25 protein-coding genes, 1 pseudogene and 1 riboswitch are annotated in these 24,822 nt (G+C 67.0%); of the genes and pseudogenes, 20 read left to right on the forward strand and 6 right to left on the reverse strand.

What is annotated here, in order from left to right:
* Positions 1-116 precede the first annotated feature (116 nt).
* From sstT to RR928_RS07095, 5 genes are all read left to right on the forward strand, one after another.
* The gene (sstT, locus tag RR928_RS07075) at positions 117-1,343 is read left to right on the forward strand and encodes a serine/threonine transporter SstT (protein WP_332548785.1); all 1,227 of its coding nucleotides are present in this window, start codon (positions 117-119) and stop codon (positions 1,341-1,343) included.
* 10 nt (positions 1,344-1,353) lie between these two features.
* Positions 1,354-1,824: a CopD family protein gene (locus RR928_RS07080; protein ID WP_332538819.1), complete on the forward strand. Its 471-nt coding sequence runs from the start codon at positions 1,354-1,356 to the stop codon at positions 1,822-1,824.
* A gap of 7 nt (positions 1,825-1,831) precedes the next feature.
* A riboswitch (cobalamin riboswitch) is annotated at positions 1,832-2,062 on the forward strand.
* Positions 2,063-2,124: 62 nt separating this feature from the next.
* Positions 2,125-3,978: a TonB-dependent receptor domain-containing protein gene (locus tag RR928_RS07085; protein ID WP_332681936.1), complete on the forward strand. Its 1,854-nt coding sequence runs from the start codon at positions 2,125-2,127 to the stop codon at positions 3,976-3,978.
* Positions 3,960-4,847, forward strand: coding sequence for an ABC transporter substrate-binding protein (locus RR928_RS07090; protein WP_332548788.1), 888 nt, complete (start codon positions 3,960-3,962; stop codon positions 4,845-4,847). Before RR928_RS07085 ends, RR928_RS07090 begins: the two co-directional genes overlap by 19 nt.
* A gap of 64 nt (positions 4,848-4,911) precedes the next feature.
* Complete coding sequence (locus RR928_RS07095) at positions 4,912-6,255, forward strand: aspartate aminotransferase family protein (protein WP_332681938.1); 1,344 nt, start codon at positions 4,912-4,914, stop codon at positions 6,253-6,255.
* 47 nt (positions 6,256-6,302) lie between these two features.
* Here the strand turns inward: RR928_RS07095 and RR928_RS07100 are convergent, their stop codons facing one another.
* From RR928_RS07100 to RR928_RS07110, 3 genes are all read right to left on the reverse strand, one after another.
* Positions 6,303-6,551, reverse strand: coding sequence for a DUF3297 family protein (locus RR928_RS07100; protein ID WP_332538823.1), 249 nt, complete (start codon positions 6,549-6,551; stop codon positions 6,303-6,305).
* A gap of 62 nt (positions 6,552-6,613) precedes the next feature.
* Positions 6,614-6,952, reverse strand: coding sequence for a heavy metal-binding domain-containing protein (locus tag RR928_RS07105; protein ID WP_332538824.1), 339 nt, complete (start codon positions 6,950-6,952; stop codon positions 6,614-6,616).
* A 72-nt stretch (positions 6,953-7,024) separates the two neighbouring features.
* Entirely contained in the window at positions 7,025-7,519 is a 495-nt protein-coding gene (locus RR928_RS07110) for a MarR family winged helix-turn-helix transcriptional regulator (RefSeq protein WP_332538825.1), read from the reverse strand.
* 202 nt (positions 7,520-7,721) lie between these two features.
* Here RR928_RS07110 and RR928_RS07115 point away from each other — a divergent pair, with 202 nt between their 5' ends.
* The 5 genes from RR928_RS07115 to RR928_RS07135 are packed head-to-tail and all read left to right on the forward strand — an operon-like array spanning position 7,722 to position 12,414.
* Complete coding sequence (locus tag RR928_RS07115) at positions 7,722-8,924, forward strand: 3-hydroxybenzoate 6-monooxygenase (RefSeq protein WP_332538827.1); 1,203 nt, start codon at positions 7,722-7,724, stop codon at positions 8,922-8,924.
* A 20-nt stretch (positions 8,925-8,944) separates the two neighbouring features.
* Positions 8,945-9,982 carry a cupin domain-containing protein gene (locus RR928_RS07120; protein WP_332681942.1) on the forward strand — a complete coding sequence of 346 codons (1,038 nt, stop codon included), beginning with the start codon at positions 8,945-8,947 and terminating at the stop codon, positions 9,980-9,982.
* Positions 9,983-10,018: 36 nt separating this feature from the next.
* The gene (locus RR928_RS07125) at positions 10,019-10,723 is read left to right on the forward strand and encodes a fumarylacetoacetate hydrolase family protein (protein ID WP_332681944.1); all 705 of its coding nucleotides are present in this window, start codon (positions 10,019-10,021) and stop codon (positions 10,721-10,723) included.
* 5 nt (positions 10,724-10,728) lie between these two features.
* Positions 10,729-11,370 carry a maleylacetoacetate isomerase gene (gene maiA, locus RR928_RS07130; RefSeq protein WP_332538831.1) on the forward strand — a complete coding sequence of 214 codons (642 nt, stop codon included), beginning with the start codon at positions 10,729-10,731 and terminating at the stop codon, positions 11,368-11,370.
* 60 nt (positions 11,371-11,430) lie between these two features.
* Positions 11,431-12,414, forward strand: coding sequence for a Bug family tripartite tricarboxylate transporter substrate binding protein (locus tag RR928_RS07135; RefSeq protein WP_442881903.1), 984 nt, complete (start codon positions 11,431-11,433; stop codon positions 12,412-12,414).
* Between the two features lie 68 nt (positions 12,415-12,482).
* Here RR928_RS07135 and RR928_RS07140 read toward each other — a convergent pair whose 3' ends face one another.
* The gene (locus RR928_RS07140; RefSeq protein WP_332681948.1) at positions 12,483-13,385 is read right to left on the reverse strand and encodes a LysR family transcriptional regulator; all 903 of its coding nucleotides are present in this window, start codon (positions 13,383-13,385) and stop codon (positions 12,483-12,485) included.
* A gap of 161 nt (positions 13,386-13,546) precedes the next feature.
* Here RR928_RS07140 and RR928_RS07145 point away from each other — a divergent pair, with 161 nt between their 5' ends.
* The 7 genes and pseudogenes from RR928_RS07145 to RR928_RS07175 all read left to right on the forward strand — a co-directional run bounded on the left by RR928_RS07145 (position 13,547) and on the right by RR928_RS07175 (position 19,204).
* A complete protein-coding gene (locus RR928_RS07145) occupies positions 13,547-15,070 on the forward strand; it encodes a CoA-acylating methylmalonate-semialdehyde dehydrogenase (protein WP_332548792.1) in 1,524 nt (507 codons plus the stop codon).
* 30 nt (positions 15,071-15,100) lie between these two features.
* The gene (locus RR928_RS07150; RefSeq protein ID WP_442881622.1) at positions 15,101-15,517 is read left to right on the forward strand and encodes a lysozyme inhibitor LprI family protein; all 417 of its coding nucleotides are present in this window, start codon (positions 15,101-15,103) and stop codon (positions 15,515-15,517) included.
* 8 nt (positions 15,518-15,525) lie between these two features.
* Positions 15,526-16,704: an acyl-CoA dehydrogenase family protein gene (locus RR928_RS07155; protein ID WP_332548795.1), complete on the forward strand. Its 1,179-nt coding sequence runs from the start codon at positions 15,526-15,528 to the stop codon at positions 16,702-16,704.
* Between the two features lie 10 nt (positions 16,705-16,714).
* Positions 16,715-17,089 (forward strand): TfoX/Sxy family protein, encoded by a 375-nt coding sequence (locus tag RR928_RS07160; protein WP_332539155.1) that lies wholly within the window; start codon positions 16,715-16,717, stop codon positions 17,087-17,089.
* A 27-nt stretch (positions 17,090-17,116) separates the two neighbouring features.
* Positions 17,117-18,019 (forward strand): annotated as a pseudogene (gene mmsB / locus RR928_RS07165) (3-hydroxyisobutyrate dehydrogenase); the annotation flags it as partial.
* A gap of 197 nt (positions 18,020-18,216) precedes the next feature.
* Positions 18,217-18,777: a PepSY domain-containing protein gene (locus RR928_RS07170; RefSeq protein ID WP_332539153.1), complete on the forward strand. Its 561-nt coding sequence runs from the start codon at positions 18,217-18,219 to the stop codon at positions 18,775-18,777.
* A 97-nt stretch (positions 18,778-18,874) separates the two neighbouring features.
* Positions 18,875-19,204, forward strand: a complete 330-nt coding sequence (locus RR928_RS07175) for a cupin domain-containing protein (RefSeq protein WP_332539152.1) — start codon at positions 18,875-18,877, stop codon at positions 19,202-19,204.
* Positions 19,205-19,227: 23 nt separating this feature from the next.
* Here RR928_RS07175 and RR928_RS07180 read toward each other — a convergent pair whose 3' ends face one another.
* Positions 19,228-20,703 (reverse strand): aminotransferase-like domain-containing protein, encoded by a 1,476-nt coding sequence (locus RR928_RS07180; RefSeq protein WP_332681955.1) that lies wholly within the window; start codon positions 20,701-20,703, stop codon positions 19,228-19,230.
* A 148-nt stretch (positions 20,704-20,851) separates the two neighbouring features.
* Here RR928_RS07180 and RR928_RS07185 point away from each other — a divergent pair, with 148 nt between their 5' ends.
* A complete protein-coding gene (locus RR928_RS07185) occupies positions 20,852-21,469 on the forward strand; it encodes a LysE family translocator (RefSeq protein WP_332539150.1) in 618 nt (205 codons plus the stop codon).
* On the opposite strand, the gene mnmH is transcribed toward RR928_RS07185, so the two are convergent.
* A complete protein-coding gene (gene mnmH / locus RR928_RS07190) occupies positions 21,466-22,524 on the reverse strand; it encodes a tRNA 2-selenouridine(34) synthase MnmH (protein WP_332539148.1) in 1,059 nt (352 codons plus the stop codon). The genes RR928_RS07185 and mnmH overlap by 4 nt on opposite strands.
* Before the next feature lie 194 nt (positions 22,525-22,718).
* Here mnmH and RR928_RS07195 point away from each other — a divergent pair, with 194 nt between their 5' ends.
* Entirely contained in the window at positions 22,719-23,402 is a 684-nt protein-coding gene (locus RR928_RS07195; RefSeq protein WP_332539147.1) for a DsbA family protein, read from the forward strand.
* A gap of 105 nt (positions 23,403-23,507) precedes the next feature.
* Positions 23,508-24,692 carry an imelysin family protein gene (locus RR928_RS07200; RefSeq protein WP_332539145.1) on the forward strand — a complete coding sequence of 395 codons (1,185 nt, stop codon included), beginning with the start codon at positions 23,508-23,510 and terminating at the stop codon, positions 24,690-24,692.
* Positions 24,693-24,822 lie beyond the last annotated feature (130 nt).

Here is a 24,822-nt window from a genome sequence, read left to right on the forward strand (position 1 = left end):
GCGGGGTTTTGCCCAGCGCTTAAACTCCCGGCTCCCGCGGCACGGCTGCCCGTGCTGCCGCGTCCGGCATGCCGCAGCGCCCTGCTCCCTCGGCCCCATTCGTTCTTCTTTATTCCATGATCTTCAAGCCATTGCTGCACCTGATGCAGCGCACCAGCCTTGTGACGCAAATCGTGCTGGCCTTGATTGCCGGTATTGCGTTTGCCTTTCTTTTCCCGGCGGCCACGCCCGGTGTGGGGCTGCTGGGCAAGCTGTTCATCTCGGCGCTCAAGGCCGTCGCCCCGGTGCTGGTGCTGATACTGGTGATGGCTTCGATCAGCAACCACCGCCCCGGAGACTCGACGCTGATTCGCCCCGTGCTGTGGCTGTATGTCGTCGGCACACTGGCCGCGGCTATCGTCGGCGTGTTCGCGAGCATGTTGTTCCCCTCGACGCTGGTGCTGCAGACCGCGGCCACGGGCGTCACACCGCCGGGCAATGTGCAGGAAGTGTTGATGGCGCTGGTGCTCAGCGCCGTCGACAACCCGGTCAACGCGCTGCTGAGCGCGAACTACATCGGCATTCTGGTCTGGGCCGTGGGCCTGGGACTGGCGCTGCGCCATGCGAGCGAAAGCACGCGCAAGCTGCTGGGCGACCTGTCGAACGCCATCACGCTCGTCATCCAGGGCGTGATCCGCTGCGCGCCGCTGGGCATCTTCGGCCTGGTCGCGGCAACGTTTGCCGACGCCGGCATGGCCGCGCTGCTGGGCTACGCCCACCTGCTGACGGTGCTGGTCGGCTGCATGCTGTTTGTCGCGCTGGTGGTCAACCCGCTGATCGTGTTCGCCAAGATCCGCCGCAACCCCTATCCGCTGGTGCTGATGTGCCTGCGCGAAAGCGCCGTGACGGCGTTCTTCACGCGCAGCTCGGCGGCCAACATTCCGATCAACCTGGCCCTGGCCAAGCGTTTGAACCTTGACGAAGACACCTACAGCATTGCGATTCCGCTGGGCGCGACCATCAACATGGCCGGCGCCAGCATCACCATCAGCGTGCTGTCGCTCGCCGCAGCGCATACGCTGGGCATCGTGGTCGACATTCCCACGGCCATCCTGCTGTGCGTCGTGGCCTCGGTCTGCGCCTGCGGCGCCGCGGGCGTGGCCGGCGGCTCGCTGCTCTTGATTCCGCTGGCCTGCAGCCTGTTCGGCATTTCCAGCGATGTGTCGATGCAAGTCGTGGCGATAGGCTTCATCATTGGCATACTGCAGGACTCGGCCGAAACCGCGCTGAATTCCTCCACCGACGTGATCTTCACCGCCGCGGCCTGCCAGGCCGAGGAGCGAAAGAACGCGGCACTGATCTGAGACCTGTCCCATGCTGTTCGCCCCCCTGAAATACATCCATCTGCTGGCCGTGATCGTCTGGCTGGGCGGCATGGCGTTCTCCCACTTCTTCCTGCGCCCCGCCGTGCAGTCGCTGGCGCCCGCGCAGCGCGTGCCGTTGATGCACAACGTGCTGCAGCGCTTCTTCGCGGCCATGCTGGTGACCGTGGCCGTGGTGCTGCTGTCGGGCGCGGGCATGGTCGCCTCGGTCTATCACATGGCGGACCAGGCCGAACTGCAGTTCCAGATGCCGCTGGCCTGGAAAGTCATGACCGCGCTGGGCCTGGTGATGGCCGGCATCTTCGGCCATATCCGCTTTGCGCTGTTCAAGCGCCTGGACCGCGCGGTGCAGGCCGCCGACTGGCCCGCAGGCGGCAAGGCATTGGCCAGCATCCGCGTCTGGGTCGCGGCCAATCTGGCAATAGGCGTGGCCATCGTCACGGCGCTGCGGCTGTCCGTTTGACAGCGCCGATTAGAATCACCGCGTTGGTGCTGGCCCGGCAAATCTTGCCGGGCCGTTAAACGGGAAACAGGGCGGCGATGCGCAATGCATCGCTCCAGCCTGTACTGCCCCCGCAACAGTGAGTGAAGCGGCCCGAACATTCGGGCCGGCGCGCATCGACAAGCCACTGGCGCAGCCGCCGGGAAGGCGATGTGCGTGATTCACCAGTCTGGATACCGGCCAACAAGGCGGTTGCTGCATGCGCGGCAACCTTGTGAGTGAAGCGCCGGCGGGGTCGCGGGCGCGAACTGGTAATCCTTCATGACTATTTCCTTTCGACCGAACACCGGCGCTGCGGTGCGACTGCACGCCTGCGCGTTTGCCGCCATGGCACTGTGCGCGCCGGCCTGGGCGCAGACCGGCTCCGCGCTCGACACCCTGGTGGTCACGGCTGCGCGCGAAGCCCAGCCGCTGCGCACCGTCACCGCCGACATGAGCGTGATCGACCGCGCGGCCATAGAGCGCAGTGGCGCCACGGGCGTCGCCGACCTGCTGGCCCAGGTGCCTGGCGTGCAGATCACGCGCAACGGCGGCCCGGGCCAGACCACCTCGGTGTTCCTGCGCGGCATGGGCAACCAGCACACGGCGGTGTTCGTCGACGGCGTGCGCTTCAACAGCCAGGAACTGCAGGGCGGCGCAGCGTGGGCCGCGCTGCCGCTGGCGCAGATCGAACGCATCGAGATACTGCGCGGTCCGGCCGCGGCCATCTACGGTTCGGACGCAATGGGCGGCGTGGTGCAGATCTTCACGCGCCGCGGCGACGGCCCGCTGCGCGCATACGCCGAAGCCGGCCTGGGCAACCTGGGCACCTCCAAGATTTCCACCGGACTGCAAGGCGGCGGCAACGGCTGGAGCTATGGCCTGCATGTGGCGGACGAGCGCAGCGACGGTTTCGACGTGAACCCGGGCAACCCCTGGACGCCCAACCCCGACCGCGATGGCTACAGCAACAGCTCGCTGGGCCTGAACGCGGGCTACAGGCAAGGCATTCACCAGATCGACACGCGCCTGCAGCACAACCGCCTCAAGGCGCAATACGACCAGAGCGCCGCGCCGTTCGACGACTACGACCGCGTGAAGAACACCTCGGGCACGCTGCGCTGGCAGGCCGCCTGGAGCGATACCTACCAGAGCGTGGTGCAGCTGGGCCAGGCGCGCAGCGACATCCGGCGCTTCACCGATTCCCCCGAAGGCAACGACGGCCGCAGCAGCAACTACCTGCTGCAGAACCAGTGGAAGCTGGGTGACAGCCGCGTCAACATCGATCTGGAGCGCCGCGAGGACCGGCTGAACACCGATTACGCCTGGACGCAGAACACCGACAGCAAGCGCGTGCAGAACTCGCTGTCGGCCGGCTGGCGCTATGCCAGCGGCCGGCACCAGCTCGACGCCAACGTGCGCCACGACCGCGTGCGCGAGCAGCAAAGCAAGACCACGGGCGGCCTGGGCTATGGGCTGCAGCTCAATGACAGCCTGCGCTGGGTGGTGTCGGCGGGCACGGCCTTTCGCACGCCCACGCTCTACGAGCGCTTCACGGGCCAGGCCGCGGCGGATCTCAAGCCCGAAAGCAGCGCCAATGTCGAAACCGGTCTGCACTACAACACGGGTAACCAGCAGCTGTCGGCCGTCGCCTATCGCAACAAGATCAAGAACCAGATCACCTATGACTTCACCAGTTCGCCGGCCTGCAACTGCTACCGCAACTGGGAAAGCGTGGAGCTCAAGGGCCTGACACTCACCAGTTCGACGCGCCTGGAGCGCATGAACCTGGGACTGTCGCTGGACTTCCTGAACCCCAAGAACCTCGAGAACGGCAGGCTGCTGCCCTACCGCTCCAAGCGCATGCTCAAGCTCTCGGCCGACACCCAGCTTGCAGGTTGGACGCTGGGCACCGAAGCCCAGCTCTACAGCGCACGCTTTGTCGATGCCGAGAACTCGGCCAGCCTGGGCGGCTATGGCGTGGTCAACCTCTATGCCCAGCACCAGCTGGCCAAGGACTGGTCGCTGCTGGCACGCGTCAACAACGTTGCCGACCGCGACTATGCGCCCACCAAAGGCTATGCCAACGCGGGCCGCACCCTGTTCGTCAGCGTGAAATGGGCGCCCGCAAACTGAGCGCGCGCCTCGCGCCCTGGCTGCTCGCGGCCTGCGTGCTGCTGGCTGCGACCGCGCCCGCGCTGGCGTACGGCGTGCGCGATGCCCAGGGCCGCACGGTGGAATTCGCCCGGGTGCCGCAGCGCATCGTGTCGCTGCTGCCTTCGGTCACCGAGTCGCTGTGCGCGCTCGGCGCCTGCGCGCGCCTGGTCGGCGTCGATGCGTTCTCCAACCACCCGCCCGAGATCGCGGCGCTGCCGCGGCTGGGCAAGTCTTCCGCGCCGTCCGTGGAAGCCATCGTGCGCCTGCGGCCCGACGTCGTGCTGTTGGCCTATTCGCCGCCGCTGATGGCCCAGCTCGCGCAGTTCGGCATCCCCGTGCTCGCGCTCGACGCCCACGATATCGCGGGCATGCGCGCACAGTGGCGCACGCTGGACGCCTTGCTGCAGCAGCAGCGCGCCGAGGCGCTGAACGCGCGCCTGCAGGACGGAGTCGAGCGCGTCGCGCAGTCGGCGCGCGCCCATGCGGGCCGCAGCGTCTATTTCGAAGTCGACGCCACGCCGTATGCTGCCGGCAGCACCTCGTTCATCGGCGAATTGCTGACCCGGCTGGGCGCGCGCAACATCGTCGCGCCCGCGCTCGGGCCCTTCCCGCGGCTGTCGCCCGAATATGTCGTGCGCCAGAATCCGCAGATCATCATCCATACGCCCGAAACGCCGGCCAGCGCGTTTGTCCAGCGCCCGGGCTGGCGCAGCATCGATGCGGTGCGCAGCGGCCGCATCTGCACGCTCAGCACAGCCGAGGTCGATCTGGTCTCGCGCCCCGGCCCCAGGCTGGACCAGGCCGCGGCCGTGCTCGCGCGCTGCCTGGCGCTTTCAGACAAGCCCTAGTCCGGCTGGACAGTGACCGCAAGTGCTGGCACGCTAGCCCCCGCACTGTCCACTGAAAGCGCGCATGAACTTCGCCGATATCACCGCCCACCGCATGGATGCGGCCTGGCTCGATGCCCACTGGATGCCGTTCACCGGCAACCGCAATTTCAAGGCCAGGCCGCGCATGGTGGTCGGCGCCCAGGGCGCGTATCTGCGCGATGCCCAGGGCCGCGAGATCTTCGACGGCCTCTCGGGCCTGTGGTGCTCGGGCCTGGGCCATGGCCGCAGGGAGATCGCCGAGGCGATAGGCCAGGCCGCGCTGCAGCTCGACTATGCGCCGGCCTTCCAGTTCGGCCACCCCGCGGCGTTCACGCTTGCCAACCGTATCAAGGAATTGATGCCCCAGGGCCTGGACCATGTGTTCTTCACGGGCTCGGGCTCGGAAGCCGCCGACACTTCTCTCAAGATGGCGCGCGCCTATTGGCGCGCCAAGGGCCAGGCGGGCAAGACGCGGCTCATAGGCCGGGAAAAAGGCTATCACGGCGTGAACTTCGGCGGCATTTCGGTGGGCGGCATCGCGGGCAATCGCAAGCTGTTCGGCCAGGGCATAGAGGCCGATCACCTGCCGCATACCCAGCCGCCGCCGGGCGGCTTCCACAAGGGCCTGCCCGCGACCGACGGCCGCGCGCTCGCCGACCGGCTGCTGGACATCATTGCCCTGCACGATGCCAGCACCATTGCGGCGGTGATCGTCGAGCCGTTCTCGGGCTCGGCCGGCGTGGTGGTTCCGCCGGCGGGCTATCTGCAGCGGCTGCGCGAAATCTGCACGCAGCACGACATTCTGCTGATCTTCGATGAAGTCATCACCGGCTTCGGCCGCTGCGGCGGCTGGACGGCGGCCCAGGTCTTCGGCGTCACGCCCGACATCCTGAACTTCGCCAAGCAGGTCACCAACGGCGTGCAGCCGCTGGGCGGCTGCGTCGCCAGCAAGGAGATCTACGCCACGTTCATGGCCGCGGGCGGGCCCGAATACCTGGTCGAGTTCGCCCATGGCTACACCTATTCGGCCCACCCCGTGGCCTGCGCGGCCGCGCTGGCCACGCTTGATCTGCTGCAGCAGGAAGACCTGCCGGCGCGCGTCAAGACCATGGCGCCGCATTTAGAGAATGCGGTCCACGGCCTGCGCGGCGCCAGGCATGTGCTGGACATTCGCAACTTCGGCCTGGCCGCGGGTTTTTCCATAGACCCGCTGCCCGGCGAGCCCGCGCGCCGGCCCTACGAGATCGCCATGAAGTGCTGGGAGATGGGGTTTTACGTGCGCTATGGCGCCGACACCATCCAGCTCGCGCCGCCGTTCATCAGCAGCCAGGCCGAGATCGAGCGCCTGGTCAGCGCGCTGGGCGATGCGCTGCAGGCCTGCGACTGAAAAAAAAAGCGCCCGAAGGCGCTGGTTCAAGGAAGGCGCAACAGCGCTTACTTGTAGAAGGCCTCGACCTTGCCCTTGATCTTGATCAGCAGCGGACGGCCCTTGCGGTCCAGTGTCTTGCCCGCGGGCACGCGCACCCAGCCTTCGCTGATGCAGTATTCCTCGACGTCGAAACGCTCCTTGTCGTTGAAGCGGATGCCGATGTCATGCTCGAACACCGCGGCCACATGGTGCGGGCTGCTGGGGTCGATGGAGAGGTGGTCGGGCAGCGCAGGGGCTTGGGTGGAGTCGCTCATGAAAACCTTTCTGTGCATTGAAGAATGCGTTCAACCCGCGATTTTCGCGGATTTTCGCGCGCTCAGCGCCCAGCGCCTTCATTCCCCAGTACCACGGCCGTGCCGCTGGCCGAGACCATCAGCATTCCATTGCCCTGGCCCAGCACCTCGAAGTCCAGATCGACCCCCACCACGGCATTGGCGCCGAGCTTTTGCGCCTGCTCCTGCATTTCCTGCAGCGCGACCTGGCGGGCCTTTTGCAGTTCCTTCTCGTAGGTTGCAGAGCGGCCGCCCACGATGTCGCGTATGCCCGCGAACAAATCCTTGAAAACGTTCGCGCCCAGGATGGCTTCACCGGCAACGATGCCCAGATAACGGGTGATGGGCCGGCCTTCAACGTTGGGAGTGGTCGTCACAAGCATGCGTTCACCTTGGAAATGAAGAGGATCTGATTGTGCCTGCGCGCTGCGGCCGCGCCAAGGCCGGGCAGCGCCTCACTCCGTGAACTTCGCCGCCGCACTGCCGGCCGCAAGACTGGGAGCGCGGTTGCGGCCTTCGTTTTCGTGGTTGATCTGCGCGACCATCTGCATGAACAGCGCGCGCTGCTCCACGGGCAGCGGATCGAGCATGCGCTGCTGGGCGCGCATGACCGCGGGCTGGGCGGCCTTGAGCAGGTCGACGCCGGCCGGGGTCACGGTGAGCAGGCGCACGCGCTTGTCGGTCTTGCTGGCATTGCGCACCATGAAGCCGCGCGCTTCGAGCCGGTCGATCACGCTGCCTATGGTGGAGGTGTCGAAGCCAATGAAGCGCGCCAGCGAGCGCTGGTCCATCTCGGGCTGGCGCAGCACCGCCGACAGCGCCGCGAACTGCACGGGCGTGACCGCGAAGTCCTGGGTTTCCTCCATGAAAACCGCCACGGCAATCTGTTGCAGCCGCCGGATATGGAAGCCAGGAAGCAGTTCAAGTTCTTCAGGACTGAAAGTTGTCATAGCAGCCAAGTTTAGGGGTGCGGCGGCGCTTTGCCGTATGCAAAACCCGAATTCAGCGACTCAGGGTTTTCACCCATTTCGCCGCAGCGAATATAAACACTACACTGATCGTCAGCATACTGTTGATTAATCGCAAGACGCCAATCGCCACGACCTTGATGCGGATTGGCATCACGCAAGCTTCGAAGAAAGAGTGGCCTCCATGACGACGAAATCATCTTCCGCCCTGCCCGTCCTGGTGGTCGGCGGCGGCATAGGCGGGGTTGCCGCGGCGCTGGCCCTGGCGCGCCAGGGCCATGCGGTGCAGGTGCTGGAACAGGCGCCGCAGCTCGGCGAGATCGGCGCGGGCATACAGCTGGGGCCGAACGCATTCGCGGCTTTCGATGCGCTGGGCATTGGCGAACAGGCGCGCGGCAGGGCCGTCTACACCGACGAAATGGTGATGCACGACGCGCTCGACGAGACCCTGGTCGGCCGCATCCCCACGGGCGCGGCGTTTCGCCAGCGTTTCGGCAACCCCTATGCGGTGATACACCGCGCCGACATCCACACCTCCCTGCTCGAAGGCGCACGCGCGCAGTCGGCGATAGAGACCGTCACCGGCACGCACATCACCCGCGTCGAACAGCATGCGGACCGCGTGACCGTGCACGACCAGAACGGCCGGTCCTTCACGGGCCAGGCGCTGATCGGCGCCGACGGCGTCAAGTCGGCCGTGCGCCAGCAGTACGTGGGCGACAACGCGCGCGTTTCGGGCCATGTGGTCTACCGCGCCGTGGTCGAGAAAGAGGATTTTCCCGAGGACCTGCGCTGGAACGCGGCCAGCATCTGGGTAGGCCCCAACTACCACCTGGTGCACTACCCGCTGCGCGGCGGCGAGCAATACAACGTGGTCGTGACCTTCCACAGCCGCGAGAACGAGGAATGGGGAGTGCGCGACGGCAGCCGCGAGGAAGTGCAGAGCTACTACCAAAGCTGCTGCGCACGCGCCCACCAGCTGATCGACCTGCCCAAGAGCTGGAAGCGCTGGGCAACAGCTGACCGCGACCCCATAGGCCAATGGAGCTTCGGCCGCGCGACGCTGCTGGGCGACGCCGCCCACCCCACGCTGCAATACATCGCCCAGGGCGCGTGCATGGCGCTCGAAGACGCGGTCACGCTGGGCGAAGCGCTCCAGGCCTGCGACCAGGATTTCGTCAAGGCCTTTGCGCTCTACGAACGCTCGCGCATTGCGCGCACCGCGCGCGTCGTGCTGTCGGCGCGCGAAATGGGCCGCATCTTCCACGCCCGGGGCGTGGAGCGCCTGGTGCGCAACGACCTGTGGAAAGGCCGCACGCCCGAGCGCTTCTACGACGCCATGGAGTGGCTGTACGGCTGGAAGGCCGACCACTGCCTCGCCGACTGAACCCATCCCAGGAGAACACCATGGAAGAACTCGGTCGCCTCGAAGACCTGCCCCAGGAGTACCGCGACGAGCTGGTGCGCAACAACCTCGTGCCGCTGTGGCCCAGCCTGCGCAGCGTGATGCCGCCGCTGACGCCCAAACCGCGCACCCAGCCCATACTCTGGACCTATGACAGCATACGCCCGCTGCTGCTGCGGGCCGGCGAACTCACGCCCATCGAGAAGGCCGAACGCCGCGTGCTGGTGCTGGCCAATCCGGGCCATACGCTGGAGAAGATGCAGGCCAGCTCGGCCATCTATCTGGGCATGCAGCTGCTGCTGCCCGGCGAATGGGCGCCTTCGCACCGCCACACGCCGAATGCCGTGCGCATGGTGGTCGAAGGCAAAGGCGCGTGGAGCACCGTGGACGGCGAGAAATGCCCGATGCTGCGCGGCGACCTGATCCTCACGCCCACGGGCCTGTGGCACGAACACGGCCACGACGGCGACCAGCCCGTGGTCTGGCTCGATGTGCTGGACCTGCCGCTGGTCTATTACATGGAAGCCACCTACCACGTCGACGGCCCGCGCCAGCAGACGCTGGCCGGCCGCGGCGATCGCGCCTATGCGCGCGGCGGCGTCGCGCCCACCAAGGTATTCGAGCGCAGCAGCCGGCAGTACCCGATGCTGCGCTATCCCTGGGCCGACGCGCGCGCCGCGCTGCTGGCGCTGGCCGACGACCAGCCCGCACTCGACTGCGTGCAGGTCACCTATGTGAACCCCGAGACCGGCGCCGACTGCGAAAACATCCTGGGCTTCTACGCGCTGATGCTGCGCCCGGGCCAGACGCTGCAGCTGCCCGCGCGCTCGCCGGCCACGGTGTTCCATGTGATCGAAGGCGGCGCGCTGATTGCCGTGATGGACCAGGACTGGCGCCTGGCCGAATCCGACACCTGCTGCGCGCCGGGCTGGGCGGCGATCACGCTGCGCAATGCCTCCAGCACCCAGGCCGCGTTCCTGTTTGTCGCCGACGAGGCGCCGCTGCACCGCAAGCTGGGGATTTACGAAGTGCGCGGCTGAACGCCGCACGCCCTGCATTTTTCGAAAGACTTTTTCATGATCACCAATTACCTCTGGACTCCGCCCGCCGTTCAATCCCTGCCGGTGCGCGGCAGCGAGCAGCGCCTGCCCATCCACCGCCTGTTCTTCGTGGGCCGCAACTACCACGCGCATGCGGTCGAGATGGGCCGCCCGGTCGACAAGAGCGTCGAGCGCCCGTTCTATTTCACCAAGGCGCCGTCGACGCTGGTGGAATCGGGCGCCACCGTCGCCTACCCGCCCGAGACCAGCAACTACCACTTCGAGATGGAACTGGTGGTGGCGATCGGCAAGCCGGGTTTCCGCATTGCCGCCGAACAGGCCCATGAATACATCTACGGCTATGCCTGCGGCCTCGACATGACGCGGCGCGACCTGCAGCTGGTGGCGCGCGACAAGGGCCGCCCCTGGGACCTGGGCAAGGACGTGGAGCAGTCGTCGGTGGCCAGCGAAATCGTGCCCATGCCAGGCGTGGTGATCGATCGCGGCGCGATCGCGCTGTCGGTCAACGGCCAGGTCAAGCAGCAGTCCAATGTCGACAAGCTGATCTGGGACATACGCGAAATCATTGCCGACCTGTCGCTGTTCTACCACCTGCAGCCCGGCGACCTGATCTACACCGGCACGCCCGAAGGCGTGGGCGCGGTGCTGCCCCGTGACCGCATCGCGGGCAGCGTCGAAGGCGTGGGCAGCGTGGCGCTGACCGTGGGCGCAGCCGAGTAAAGCACATGAAACTCTACAGTTTCTTTCGCAGCGGCACTTCGCACCGCCTGCGCATCGCGCTCAACCTCAAGGGCCTGAGCGCCGACTACATTCCCGTGGACCTGCGCGTCGACGAGAACCAGGGCGCGGCCTTCAAGGCCGTCAATCCCCAGGGTCTGGTGCCCGCGCTCGATGTCGACGGCCAGGTGCTGATCCAGTCGCCGGCCATCATCGAATGGCTGGAGGAAACCCATCCCACGCCCGCGCTGCTGCCCCAGGGCGCGGCGGCCCGGGCGCGGGTGCGCGCGCTCGCGGCGCTGATCGGTTGCGACGTGCACCCGATCAACAACCGCCGCATCTTGATGCGCCTGCGCCAGCAGTTCGGCGCCGACGAAGCCGCGGTGAACGCCTGGTGCGCGACCTGGATCAGCGCGGGCTTCGACGCGTTCGAAGCGCTGCTGGCCCAGGACAGTCAACGCGGCGACTTCTGCTTCGGCGGCGCGCCCACGCTGGCCGACGCCTACCTCGTGCCCCAGGTCGAAAGCGCACGCCGCTTTGGCGTGGACATGGGCGCCTGGCCGCTGATCAGCGCCGTCGACGCGGCCTGCGCGCGCCTGCCGGCCTTTGCCCGGGCCGCGCCCCTGGCCCAGCCCGACGCCGCCGGCTGACACCATCGAATCCCGCAAGCCCCGGAGACACGGGGCCTTTTCTTCCATCTGGAGACAAACTTGAAAACTGTTCCTTCTACACCGGCACTGGTCGCTGCCGCCCTGCTGACCACAGCGGGCTGGGCATCGGCGCAGACCGCCCCCTACCCCACCAAGCAGGTCAATGTGATCACGGCCTTTGCCGTGGGCAGCGGCCCCGACGCCGTGCTGCGCCTTGTGGGCCAGAAGCTGGGCCAGCGCTGGAAGCAGCCGGTCACGGTGGAAAACCGCCCCGGCGGCGGCGGCTTCGTGGCCATCGAGGCCGTGCGCCGCGCCCACCCCGACGGCTATACGCTGCTGCAACTCGACAGCGAACATGTCTCGGCCCTGCCCTATCTCTACGCCAAGCGCAATTTCGACACGCTCAAGCATTTCAACGCGGTTGCGCCGCTGTTTCTCACGCCGTTCTTCGTTGCCGTGCCCACGCAGTCGCCGTGGAAGAACATGGCCGACCTGATCAAGGCCGCCAAGGCCGAGCCCGGCCGCATCAGCTACGGCTCCTGGGGCGTGGGCAGCCCCGGCCATCTGGGCGGTGAATGGCTCGACTACCTCACGGGCAGCAAGATGACCCACGTGCCCTACCGCGAAGTCAGCCAGCTGTTCACTTCGGTCGCCAATGGCGATCCGGCCTGGAGCTTTGCCAGCATTCCTTCAAGCCAGGGCATCTACCGCGCGGGCAAACTGCGCTACCTGGCCGTGGCCAGCCCGCAGCGCAATCCGCAGATGCCCGACGTGCCCACGGTCGCCGAATCGGGCGGCCCGGCCGAACTCGACGTGAACTCCTTTGTGTCCCTGCTCGCGCCCAAGGGGATCGCACCCGCGGTGCGCGACAAGATCCACGCCGACGTGGTTGCCGTGCTGCAGGACCCCGAGGTCAAGGAGAAGTTCGCCACCTTTGCCTTCCAGCCCATCACCTGGCCGCTGGCGCAGATGGACCAGTTCGCCAAGGGCAAGGCCACGCAGTACAAGCTGTTGATACAAAAGGCCAATATCAGTCTGGACTGAGGTCGCAGCGAACTCCGTTCGCCCTGAGCGTGTCGAAGGGCAGAGGCATCCAGGGGCAGGCGCTGCATTCACTGCGGCGGCTGCAGCCGCTGCGCCTCCTCCTTCAGCGTCTCCTTGAGCCAGCGCCAGACGGCCTGGATGCGCGGCACCGACTGGCCTTCCTGGGGCATGGACATCCAGAACGTGCGCGTGAAGCGCGCCTGGGGCTGGTGCACGCGCGCCAGCCGCGGGTCGCGGTCGGCCAGAAACGCGGGCAGCACGCCCAGGCCCGCGCCGGCGCGCACGGCTTCGTATTGCGCCGTGATGCTGGTGCTGCGAAATGCGTAGCGCTGCGGCTGGTAGAGGCTGTCGATCAGCTGCAGCTCCTTGGTGAACAGCAGGTCGTCGACATAGTGCACGAACGCATGGTGGCGCAGGTCGGCGGTCTCGCGCACCAGCGGGCGGCGCGCGAGGTATTCGCGCTCGCCGTAGAGATAGAGGTCGTAGTCGGCCAGTCGCGTCACGACCACGGCGCCGCGCTTGGGGCGTTCGAGCGAAATGACGATGTCGGCTTCGCGCCGCGACAGGTGCAGCAGCCGCGGCAGCGCCAGCAGATCGACCGACAGCTGCGCATGCCTGCAGGTCAATGCGGCCAGCTTGCCGGCCAGCAGCGTCGTTCCCAGCCCTTCGGTCGTGCCCACGCGCACCAGCCCGCTCGGGCCTTCGGCCGAGGTGGCGGCCTGGTCCACGCTGCGCTCTATGCCGCGCGCGGCCTGGGCCATGGCTTCCACGGCGGGCAGCAGCGCACGCCCGGCCTCGCTGGGCCGCAGGCCCCCGGCCTCGCGCGTGAACAGCGCCTGGCCCAGGCTTTTTTCCAGCGCCTGGATGCGGCGCGCGACCGTGCTGTGCTCGACCTGCAGCACGCGCGCCGCGGCCGAAAGGCTGCCGTGCTGGCCCACGGCGGCGAAATAACGCAGATGTTCCCAGTCCATGAAAACCCTTAATGAATACGCGCAATCCAGCGCTGGCGCGGCCTGCGCGGCCTGTGCATTTTTGCAAAGCGAAAGTGCACAAACCGATATTGCCCTATGAATTTCGCACAGCTAGCATAGTCCATCGCTGGAAAATTTCTTACTACACCGGAGACCATGTCATGAACGCCCCTACCGCTGCCGCAGTCCTCGCCCCCACGGTCAAACTGCTGATTGACGGCCAACTGGTCGAATCGCGCACCACCCAGTGGCGCAACGTGGTCAATCCCGCGACCCAGCAGGTGCTGGCGCGCGTGCCGTTCGCCACGCCCGAGGAAATCAACCTGGCCGTGAGCAGCGCCAAGAAGGCGTTCGCGACCTGGAAGAAGACGCCCATAGGCACGCGCGCGCGCATCTTTCTCAAGCTGCAGCAGCTGATACGCGAGAACATGGGCGAGCTCGCGGCGCTGCTCACCGCCGAGCAGGGCAAGACCCTGGCCGACGCCGAAGGCGATGTGTTCCGCGGCCTCGAAGTCGTCGAGCACGCGGCCGGCATAGGCAACCTGCAGCTGGGCGAGCTGGCCAACAACGTCGCCAATGGCGTCGATACCTATTCCATACTGCAGCCGCTGGGCGTGTGCGCGGGCATCACGCCGTTCAACTTCCCGGCGATGATTCCGCTGTGGATGTTCCCCATGGCGATCGCCACGGGCAACACCTTCGTGCTCAAGCCGTCCGAGCAGGACCCCATGGTCACCATGCGCCTGTGCGAACTGGCCGTCGAAGCCGGCCTGCCCGCGGGCGTGCTCAACGTCATCCATGGCGGTGAAGACGCGGTGAACGCCATCTGCGACCACCCCGACATCAAGGCCGTGAGCTTTGTCGGCTCTACCCAGGTCGGCACCCATGTCTACAACCGCGCCAGCCTGGCCGGCAAGCGCGTGCAATGCATGATGGGCGCGAAGAACCACGCCATCGTGCTGGCCGATGCGAACAAGGAGCAGACGCTCAATGCGCTCGCCGGCGCCTCGTTTGGCGCGGCCGGCCAGCGCTGCATGGCGGTCTCCACCGCCGTGCTCGTGGGCGAGGCGCAGAACTGGATTCCCGAACTGGTCGCCAAGGCGCGCACGCTCAAAGTCAGCGCCGGTGTCGAGGCCGGCACCGATGTCGGCCCCGTGGTTTCCTGCGCGGCGCTGGCGCGCGTCGAAGGGCTGATCGCGCGCGGCGAGGCCGAAGGCGCCAAGCTCGAGCTCGATGGCCGCAAGCCCACCGTGGAAGGCTATGCCAACGGCAATTTCGTCGGCCCGACCATCTTCAGCGGCGTCAAGCCCGGCATGGCGATCTACGACCAGGAAATCTTCGGCCCGGTGCTGTGCCTGATGGCCGCCGACACGCTGGACGACGCGATTGCCCTGATCAACGCCAATCCCAACGGCAACGGCACGGCCATCTTCACGCAGTCAGGGGCGGCGGCGCGCAAGTTCCAGGAGGAGATCGACGTCGGCCAGGTCGGCATCAACGTGCCGATTCCCGTGCCCGTGCCCATGTTCTCGTTCACCGGCAGCCGCGCTTCCAAGCTCGGCGATCTGGGCCCCTACGGCAAGCAGGTCGTGTTGTTCTATACCCAGACCAAGACCGTGACCGCGCGCTGGTTCGATGACAGCACCACGGCGGCGCGCGTCAACACCACCATCAATCTGCACTGAAGGCAGCCCCAAGGCTGGGATGATGGCGGCATGAATGCCTTGTCTTCCCCTTCCCTTCTCGGCGCCGCGGCGCTGGCGCTGCTCGCGGCGCTGGCCCCCGGCATCAGCCAGGCCCAGGCCGGAGCGGCCTGCGAGCGAGCCTCGGTTGACGCCGGCGCGCGCAATGCCTGCGCCGTGCTCGACTTCCAGGCCGCAGACACCGCCAACACCATTCTGTATGGCGACGTGATGCGCGCGCTGTCGGCGCACGAGCGCCCGGCCTTGCGCCGCGACCAGACAGCCTGGACGCGCCAGCGCATCACGGCCTGCAAGACCAGCCATGCGCGCGAGGAGGCCCTGGCCGACTGGCCTGCGCGCTACCACCAGTGCCTGCGCCAGGCCACCGAAGCGCGCCGCGCGGCCCTCATGCATTGGCTGCAGACCGGCGAGGCGCCCGCACAACAATAGGAATACCCATGGACTTTGAACTCAGCGACGAACAACAGGCTTTTGCCGACACCGCGCGCCAGTTTGCGCTGGCCGAACTCGCCCCGCATGCGGCGCGCTGGGACGCCGAAGGCCACTTTCCGCGCGAAGCCATTGCCAAGGCCGGCGAACTGGGCTTTTGCGGCCTGTACGCGCCCGAGAACGCGGGCGGCCTGGCCTTGCCGCGGCTGGACGCAACCCTGGTGTTCGAGGAAATGGCGGCCGTGGACCCCTCGACCACGGCCTTCATCACCATCCACAACATGGCGACCTGGATGCTGGGCACCTGGGCCCAGGACGCGGTGCGCGAGGAATGGGGCCCGCAGCTGGCCAGCGGCGCCAAGTTGGCCTCGTACTGCCTGACCGAACCGGGCGCGGGCTCGGACGCGGCCGCGCTGGTGACGCGCGCCGAACGCGCCACCGACGGCGAAGGCGAGCACTACCGCATCAGCGGCAGCAAGGCCTTCATCTCGGGTGCGGGCAGCACCGACATGCTGGTGCTGATGGCGCGCACCGGCGCCGTGGGCTCGGGCGCGGCCGGCATCAGCGCGTTTGCCGTGCCCGCCGACCTGCCCGGAATCACCTACGGCAAGAAGGAAGAAAAAATGGGCTGGAACAGCCAGCCCACGCGCGTGATCCATTTCGACAACGTGCGCGTGCCCGCGCAAAACCTGCTGGGCAGCGAAGGCGAAGGCTTCAAGATCGCGATGAAGGGCCTGGACGGCGGGCGCATCAACATCGCCTGCTGCTCGGTGGGCGCGGCCCAGGGCGCGCTGGCCCAGGCCCAGGCGCATCTGCACGCGCGCCGCCAGTTCGGCAAGAGCCTGGCAAGCTTCCAGGCGCTGCAGTTCAAGCTCGCCGACATGGCAACCGAACTCGTTGCCGCGCGCCAGATGGTGCGCCTGGCAGCCAGCAAGCTCGACGCCGGCGCGCGCGATGCCTCGACCTACTGCGCGATGGCCAAGCGCTTTGCCACCGACGCCGGCTTCATGGTCTGCAACGAGGCGCTGCAGCTGCATGGCGGCTATGGCTACATTCGCGAATACCCGCTCGAGCGGCTGATGCGCGACGCGCGCGTGCACCAGATTCTCGAAGGCACGAACGAAATCATGCGCGTGATCATCGCGCGGCGCATGCTCGAAGCCGACGCGCCCGACGTGATCCGCTGAAAGCCCTGCGATGGCGCGCGATCCCGACGCTTTTTCCCCCGGCCTCACGGCCGCGCTGCGCCAGGCGCTCGATGCGCGCAGCGACGTCGAGGAGCGCCAGATGTTCGGCTGCCTGTGCTTCATGGTCGACGGCAAGATCTGCCTGGGCGTCAGGCGCGACGAGCTGCTGGTGCGCCTGCCGCCTTCGCGCCATGACGAATTCGCCGAGCAGCCCGGCGTGCGCGAACTGTCGCCCGGAGGCGGCATGCAAGGCTATTTCTTCATCGAACCCGATGGCTATGCGCGCCGCGAACAGTGGGAGTTCTGGCTCGGCGAAGCGCTGGCCTACAACCCCCAGGCCCGCGCCACGCCAAAGCGCAAACCGCGCACCACCACCGAAGACTGAAATTTCCAATCACCACAAGAGGAGACAAACATGCACATCGCATTCATAGGCCTGGGCCACATGGGCGGCCCCATGGCCGTCAATCTGCAAAAAGCCGGCCACAGCGTCGCCGCCTTCGACCTGTCCCAACAGGCCTGCGACAAGTTCGCTGCCGCGGGCCTGACCATTGCCGCGAGCGCCGAAGCCGCGGTGCAAGGCGCCGAGGTCGTGATCAGCATGCTGCCCGCAAGCCGCCATGTGCAGTCGCTCTATCTCGGAGCGTCGGGTGAAGGTGGCCTGCTCGCGCATATCGCTGCAGGCACGCTGGTGATCGACTCCTCGACCATTGCCGCGGCGACCAGCCAGCAGGTCGGGACCGCCGCCAACGCCGCGGGAATCGACTTCATCGATGCGCCGGTCTCGGGCGGCACGGGCGGCGCGATTGCCGGCACGTTGACGTTCATGGTCGGCGCCAGCGCCGCCCAGCTCGAACGCGCGCGTCCGGTGCTCGAGAAGATGGGCAGCAACATCTTCCACGCCGGCCATGTGGGCGCGGGCCAGACAGCCAAGATCTGCAACAACATGCTGCTGGGCATCCTGATGATAGGCACCAGCGAAGCGATTGCGCTGGGTGTGGCCAACGGCCTGGACCCGCAGGTGCTGTCCGAAATCATGCGCCGCAGCTCGGGCGGCAACTGGGCGCTGGAAAAGTACAACCCCTGGCCCGGCGTGCAGGAGAATGCACCGAGCAGCAAGGGCTATGCGGGCGGTTTCGGCACCGACCTGATGCTCAAGGACCTGGGCCTGGCGCAGGAAAACGCGGGCGCGGTGCAGGCCGCCACGCCGCTGGGCGCCCTGGCGCGCTCGCTGTATGCGATGCATTCGATGGCCGGCCATGGCGGGCTTGACTTCTCGAGCATCGTGCAAAGCCTGCAAAAGCGCGCGGGCTGACGGCGACGACGCGCACCGCGGTTTTGCCGCAAGGCGCGTGAATGGGCAACAATGCAGGTTGCGTTCCGGCACGGCGCGCAGCGCCTGCCCTGACATCTGTTCGCAGGGGTCGTCCTGGAAAATCAAGACGGCCCCACCCAGGATGGCGCCACTTTTTGCGCGCACCGCGCAGCATTCTTGCCCGAAAGGAAATCTGAATGAAATACCTGCAACCTTCCGCCATTGCCTCGGCCCTGCGCGCCGGCGGCCTGAGCCTGATCAGCATGGTTGTCATGGGCAGCGTCAGTGCTCCCGTCTACGCCGAATCGCCGGCCCAGTGGCAGGCCGCGCTGCAGCAGACCCGGCTGTCGCTGTCGCAGGCGATAGACGCAGCCGAAAAGGCCGTTCCGGGCCGCGCTTTCGATGCCCAGCTCGACATCGACGATGGCTCGCCGCGCTTCGACGTGGACCTCATCACGACCCAGGGCGACCATGTCGAGGTGCATGTCAACGCGGGCACGGGCGCGGCGCAGCAGCACAAGAACAAGGGCTCGGCATCGTCCAAGGACAGGAAGCGCCTCGACGCCAGCAAGATCACGCTCAAGCAGGCGCTGGACGCCGCGCTCAAGCACACGCCAGGAACGGCCGTCGATGTCGAGCTGGGCAACGACTGGGGCCGGGCCGTGATTGCCGTCGATGTGCTGACCGCGGCCGGCCAGCGCATGGAAATCAAAGTCAATCCCGTGGACGGCACGGTCATCAGCGCGAAAGTGGATTGACCATCCGGGGGGACGCAGGTACGCCTGATCACACGGTTCTTGCCGATTGGCGCAAGAACCGCCAGAATTTCCCCATCCCCCTTATGGAGCGCACGCCATGGCCATTCCCCACGCCTTGCCCGCACAGGCCGTCGACGTCCATCCTTACGGTGCGCGGCTGGCAGACGAAAAATCCGTGGCGCTGTTCAAATCCGACGATCTCGAAGTGATACGCATGGTGCTGCATGCGGGCAAGCGCATGCCTGCGCACAAGGTCACGGGCGGGCTGGTGCTGCACTGTCTTGAAGGCCGATTGCAGGTCGACATCGACAGCCAGCAGCATGCCTTGCACGCCGGCCAGCTGCTGCATCTGCCAGGCAACGTCGCGCATGCGGTCAGCGCGCTCGAGGATTCTTCGGCGCTGCTGACCCTGGTCGTGCGCAAGTAAACGGCGGTCAGCAGGCGCAGATCTCAAGGCGCCACGCGGTCCAGCGCCTGTGCGAAAAGGCTCCATGCCTGCGGGTCGTCGGCCATGGGAACGGGTACGCGCACCATGCGGCTGGGTGCGCACTGGGGCGAAAACAGCATGCCGGGGGCAAGCAGCAGTCCCAGCGCCACGGCCTCGCGCGCCAGCGTTTCGGAATCGCGGCCGCAGTCGGCCCAGACGAACATACCCGCATGCGGCGGTTGTGCCACACGGCAGCCCAGCGCCTCGAGCTGGGACAGACAGCGCCCGCGTGCCTGATTCACGCGTTCGCGCAGCCGGTCGACATGGCGGCGGTACTGGCCGTCGGCCAGGATGCGGTGCACCACCTGCTCACCGAGTTCCGGCGAGGTCGGACTGCCCAGCAGCTTGGCGTCGACCAGCCGGCGCATCAAGGCCTCATGTCCCGCGATGTAACCCACGCGCAGTCCGCCGCCCAGCGTCTTGGCGTAGCCGCCGATCAGCAGCACGCGTTGCAGCCGGTCGAGCGCGGCCAGGCGCACCGGCGTGCCCGGATGGAAATCGGCGAAGGTATCGTCCTCGGCCAGCAGAAAGTCGAAGCGCTCGGCGATGCGCAGCACTTCATGGGCTACGCCCAAAGACAAGGTCGAGCCCGTGGGATTGTGCACGGCGGTGTTGATGATGAACATGCGCGGCCGGTGCTGCTCGGCCAGCTGCGCCAGCCCAGCCAGATCGGGGCCGTCATGGCGGCGCGGCACGCCGACCACCTGCAGACCCTGGGCCTGCAGCAAACCATGGACCAGAAACCAGCCCGGGTCTTCGACCAGCACCGTGTCGCCGGGCTGCAGCAGGCTGCGCACCACCAGATTGAGCCCCTGGGTGACGCCCGCGACCGTCATCAGATGCAAGTCAGGGTGGGCCGGCACTTCCTGGGACTGCAACTGCGTCGCGATCTGCTGGCGCAGCGGCCGGTAGCCATGGGGCGTGCCGTAGCTCAGCAGGCTCGTGCCGGCCGTGCGGCCCACGCTGCGGATCGCTGCGCCCAGCATGTCGGCGTCGAGCCAGTGCGCCGGCAGCAGCCCGGCTCCAGCGGAGGCAGCGCCGCGCCACGGACCGCTGAACATGCTGCGCAGCAAAAAGGCCCTGTCGAACGCCAGCGGCCCGGCGACGTCGCAGGCATCGCCTGAACGGCAAGGTGCCTGCACGGGTTGGGTACAGACAAAAAAACCCGCGCCGCGGCGCGACCCGACCAGACCCTGGGCCTCGAGCCGGCCATAGGCCTGGACCACCGTGCAACGGCTCAGGCCCGTCGCCTCGGCCATCACGCGCACCGACGGCAAGCGCATTCCCGGGCCCAGCCCCTGGTTGGTTATCAGCTCGACCACATGCGCGATCAACTGCTCCACCAGCGACAGCGGCGAATCGCGCAACGGTTGCCAGCCGCACCCTCGCGGCCCCTGCGTGCGGGCGAGCTCGCTCGCCTTTCTTGGGTCAAGTGTCATGGTGTTCGGCACAGGCCAGTCAGCCCGCATTATTAATTAACTGTATCGATATTAATTTACCAATAGTCAATAGCATGACATGGTTACGCCGGTTTTCCTAGCCCGCAGGCCAGGACACCACGCCGATTCACCCTGAATGGACTCAGCCATGAACGCATCTGCTTTTTATCCGCTGCTCATGTTCACTTTCGCCTACTCGATCACGCCCGGGCCGAACAATCTGTTGCTGGCGGCGTCAGGCGCGGCATTCGGTTACCGACGCAGCCTGCCGCACATCCTGGGAGTGAGCGTGGGCGCAGCCCTGATGCTGGTGGTGGTGGGCTGCGGCCTGTGCACGGTGTTCGACCGCGTGCCGCATCTGCACACTGCGCTCAAGTATTTTGGCGCGGCCTATCTGGTCTGGCTGGCGTGGTGCATTGCGCGCTCTGGCAACGCGGGCAAGCAGCGGACCGCGCGCCAGCCCCTGCGTTTCTGGCAAGGCCTGGCCTTGCAGTGGATCAACCCCAAGACCTGGGTGATGGCCGTGGGCATCGCCGCCACCTATACGCCGCGCGACGGCTATCTTCTGCACCTGCTGCTGGCCGGCGCGCTGCTGGTACTGGTGAGTTTCCCCAGCATCAGCGCCTGGACCCTGTTTGGTCAATGCGTGGCCTGCAGGCTGCGCTCGCCTGCGGCCATCCACCGTTTCAACCGCACCATGGCCGGCCTGCTGCTGGTGTCGCTCTATCCTTTTGCCGTCGAAGTCTGGGAGTGTCTCTGCGGCTAGCGCGCTGGCGCCACGGCGGCCACCTGCTGTGCGAGCCGCGCAATGCCGGCGTCGCTCAGATCCGCGCAGCCGATGCGCGCGCGCTGCTCCCAGCCGCGAAAATGCCGCGCCTGCGAGCGCTCGTACTGCGGATCGTAATGCAGCGCCATGAGTTCGCCGAACAGCGGCGCGAGGGCCTGCTCCTGCGCCCAGGCCTGCCAGCGCGCGACAATCACATTGCCCTGCATTTCCTTGAGCCGGCCCAGCTGCGCCGACAGTGCCTGCGCGTCCTCGCCCAGATAGGCGTAGTCGCGCAGCAGATAGTCAAGGCGGGCCTCGGCCGTGGCTTCGATTTCTATGCAGGGCGCGTCGCGCATGCGCTCGACCAGGCCCAGCGGCAGCGTGATGCGGCCTATGCGCTGGCTCTCGCCTTCGATGTAGACAGGGCGCGTGAGATCCAGCGCTTCCATGCAATCGACCAGTCCGGTCTCAAACGCTTTTTGCGACGGCTGGGCAATTCCCGGCAGTTGCCCCAGCAGCGAGCCCTTGTGGCGTGCCAGGCCTTCGAGATCGAGCACCTGCTCGCCCTGCGCGGCCAGCGCATGCAGCACGCGCGTCTTGGCACTGCCGGTCGCCCCGACAAGCACGCGCAACTGCAGCTGCGGCACCATCTGTTCCAACTGCGCCATCACATGGTGGCGAAAATATTTGTAGCCGCCCGCGAGCTGCTGCGCATCCCAGCCCACGAGGCGCAGCCAGGTGACCATGGAGCCGCTGCGCAGGCCGCCGCGCCAGCAGTAGATCAGCGGCTTCCAGTCGGCGGGCTTGTCGGCGAAGGTCTCGCGCAGATGGCGCGCGAGATTGGCCGAGACCATGGCCGCGCCCAGGCGCTTGGCCTCGAAGGGACTGACCTGCTTGTAGATCGTGCCTATGGTCGCGCGCTCGGCGTCGTCGAGCACCGGACAGTTGATGGCGCCGGGAATATGGTCGAGCGCGAATTCGGCGGGCGAGCGCGCATCGATCAGGGTATGGAACTGGTGCTTGTCGGTGATGCGTACGGGAGAGCGATGGGACACGGGAGAGGCTTTCTGAAAGCGCCGCCTCGAAGGGCGGCATGGGCTGCCAGTGATCGAGCCTCGATACGAGCTGGACGCCGCAAATGCGCTTGGCGCAAGCGCGCGCAAGGGGCGACCATTGTCGCATTCCATGCTTGGCCATGCTGGAAGGCTTAGCATTGGCGCGCATCCCGCACGCTCACCTTTCCGCCGCCATGCCCTCTGCCGCCCCCCCTGTCCTGCACTATATTTTCGATCCGCTGTGCGGCTGGTGCTATGCCGCCGCGCCGCTGCTCGCGGCCAGCCGCCTGCCCGGACTGCAGCTGCAGTGGCATGCGGGCGGAATGCTCAGCGGCGCGGCGCGCCGCACCATCACGCCCGACTGGCGCGCGCATGTGATGCCGCATGATGAGCGCATCGCCGCGCTCACGGGCCAGCCGTTTGGCGACGCCTACTACAACGGCCTGCTCAACCAGATCGGCGCGACGCTCGACTCCACGCCGCCGATCGCCGCGATGCTGGCCGCCGAATCAATGGCCGGCCTGGGCCTGGCAATGCTTGCGCGCGCCCAGACCGCCCACTACGTCGAAGGCCAGCAGATTTCCACGCTGGGCGTGCTGCAGTCGCTGGCGCAGGAGCTGGGGCTCGATGGCCGGGCCTTTGTCACGCAATATCAGGACGCGCTGGCCCACGCCGTCGCCGACCATATCCAGCAAAGCCGCGAATGGCTGCAGGCTTCGGGCGGCCAGGGATTTCCGACCTTCCTGCTCGAGTACACCGAAGCCGCGAGCAGCCGGCGCGTGGGCCAGCGTCTGGATATCTCACCCTGGCTGGGCAATGCCGCGGGCTGGCAGGCGCATCTGCAGCAATTGCTCGATACCGAAGCCGCGCCGATCTGAATCGGTGCCGCGGGGTCAGGACGGTCATTCGACAGCAATGAGAAAAATTCTCATTACAATTTGAGGTTCCATTACCGTCGGGCCGCGCGCCCTGCCCATTCAGATATGCATAAACTGCTGTTGATCGCTGCGCTCGCGGCCGCCCCCGTGGTCGCCCCCCTGGCCCAGCCCGTTGCCCCCATTGCCGCCAAGCAGTCCGCGCTCAGCGTCGAGCAAGTTGCCGGTCACTACGCCCAGCTGGTCCATGCCGGCTACAGCGATTCGCTGCAATCGGCCCAGGCGATGCAAAAAGCCATCAACGCCCTGATTGCGCAGCCCAGCGCGAAGACGCTGGCCGCGGCCCGCAAGGCCTGGCTGCACGCGCGCAACTTCTACGGCCAGACCGAAGCTTTCCGTTTCTACGACGGCCCCATCGACAACGAGGACGGCCCCGAAGGCCGCATCAACGCCTGGCCCATGGATGAGTCGTATGTCGACTATGTGCAAGGCAATGACGACGCCGGCATCATCAACGACCCTGCCCAGCCGATCACGGCCGAAGCGCTGTCCGAGCTCAATGAAAAGGACGGCGAAGAGAACATCGCCACCGGCTGGCATGCGATCGAGTTCCTGCTGTGGGGCCAGGACCTGAGCGCCAGCGGCCCGGGCGCACGCCCGCACACCGACTTCATCGACGGCAAGAAGCCCAATGCCGACCGCCGCCGCCAATACCTGCAAGTTGTCACCGACCTGCTGATTGAAGACCTCCAATCGATCCAGGCCGCATGGGCGCCGGGCGTCGCCGACAACTACCGCGCGCAATTCGTTGCCGGCGGCAATGAGTCGATACGCAAGATCTTTGTCGGCCTGGGCTCGCTGTCGCGCGGCGAACTCGCGGGCGAACGCCTGGAAGTGGCACTGGCCAGCCAGGACCAGGAAGACGAGCACTCGTGCTTCTCCGACAACACCCACAACGACGCGATTGCCAACGCCAAGGGCATAGAGAACGTCTGGCTGGGCCAGTACCGGCGTCTGGACGGCAGCCTGTTGCGCGGCCCGGGCCTGCGCGACTGGGTGGCGCTCAAGAACGCGGCCCTGGCCCAGGAAACCACCACGCATATCCGCAAGTCGGTGGCCGGCACGCAGCAGATTCCCGTGCCGTTCGACCAGGCCATACAGGGCCAGCGCTCGTCGCCGGCGCGCGCCAGGATCCAGGCCGTGATCGACAGCCTGACCCAGCAGAGCAAGGACCTCGCCGCCTCCGCCCAGGCCGTGGGCATTGACCGCCTGAACATCGTTCAACCCGAGTAAGCCGACTGCGTCCCATGAAAAGATTGACGGGCCGCCAGGCCCTGGCCGCAGTGGCCTGCGCTGCCGCGGCCGCCACGGCGGCACTCGCCGCCCAGGTTTTTGCCGAGAGCCGCGCCGCGCCAGCGGGCGC

Origin of the sequence: Comamonas sp. (assembly GCF_036666375.1) — a bacterium.
Taxonomy (GTDB): Bacteria; Pseudomonadota; Gammaproteobacteria; order Burkholderiales; family Burkholderiaceae_C; genus Comamonas.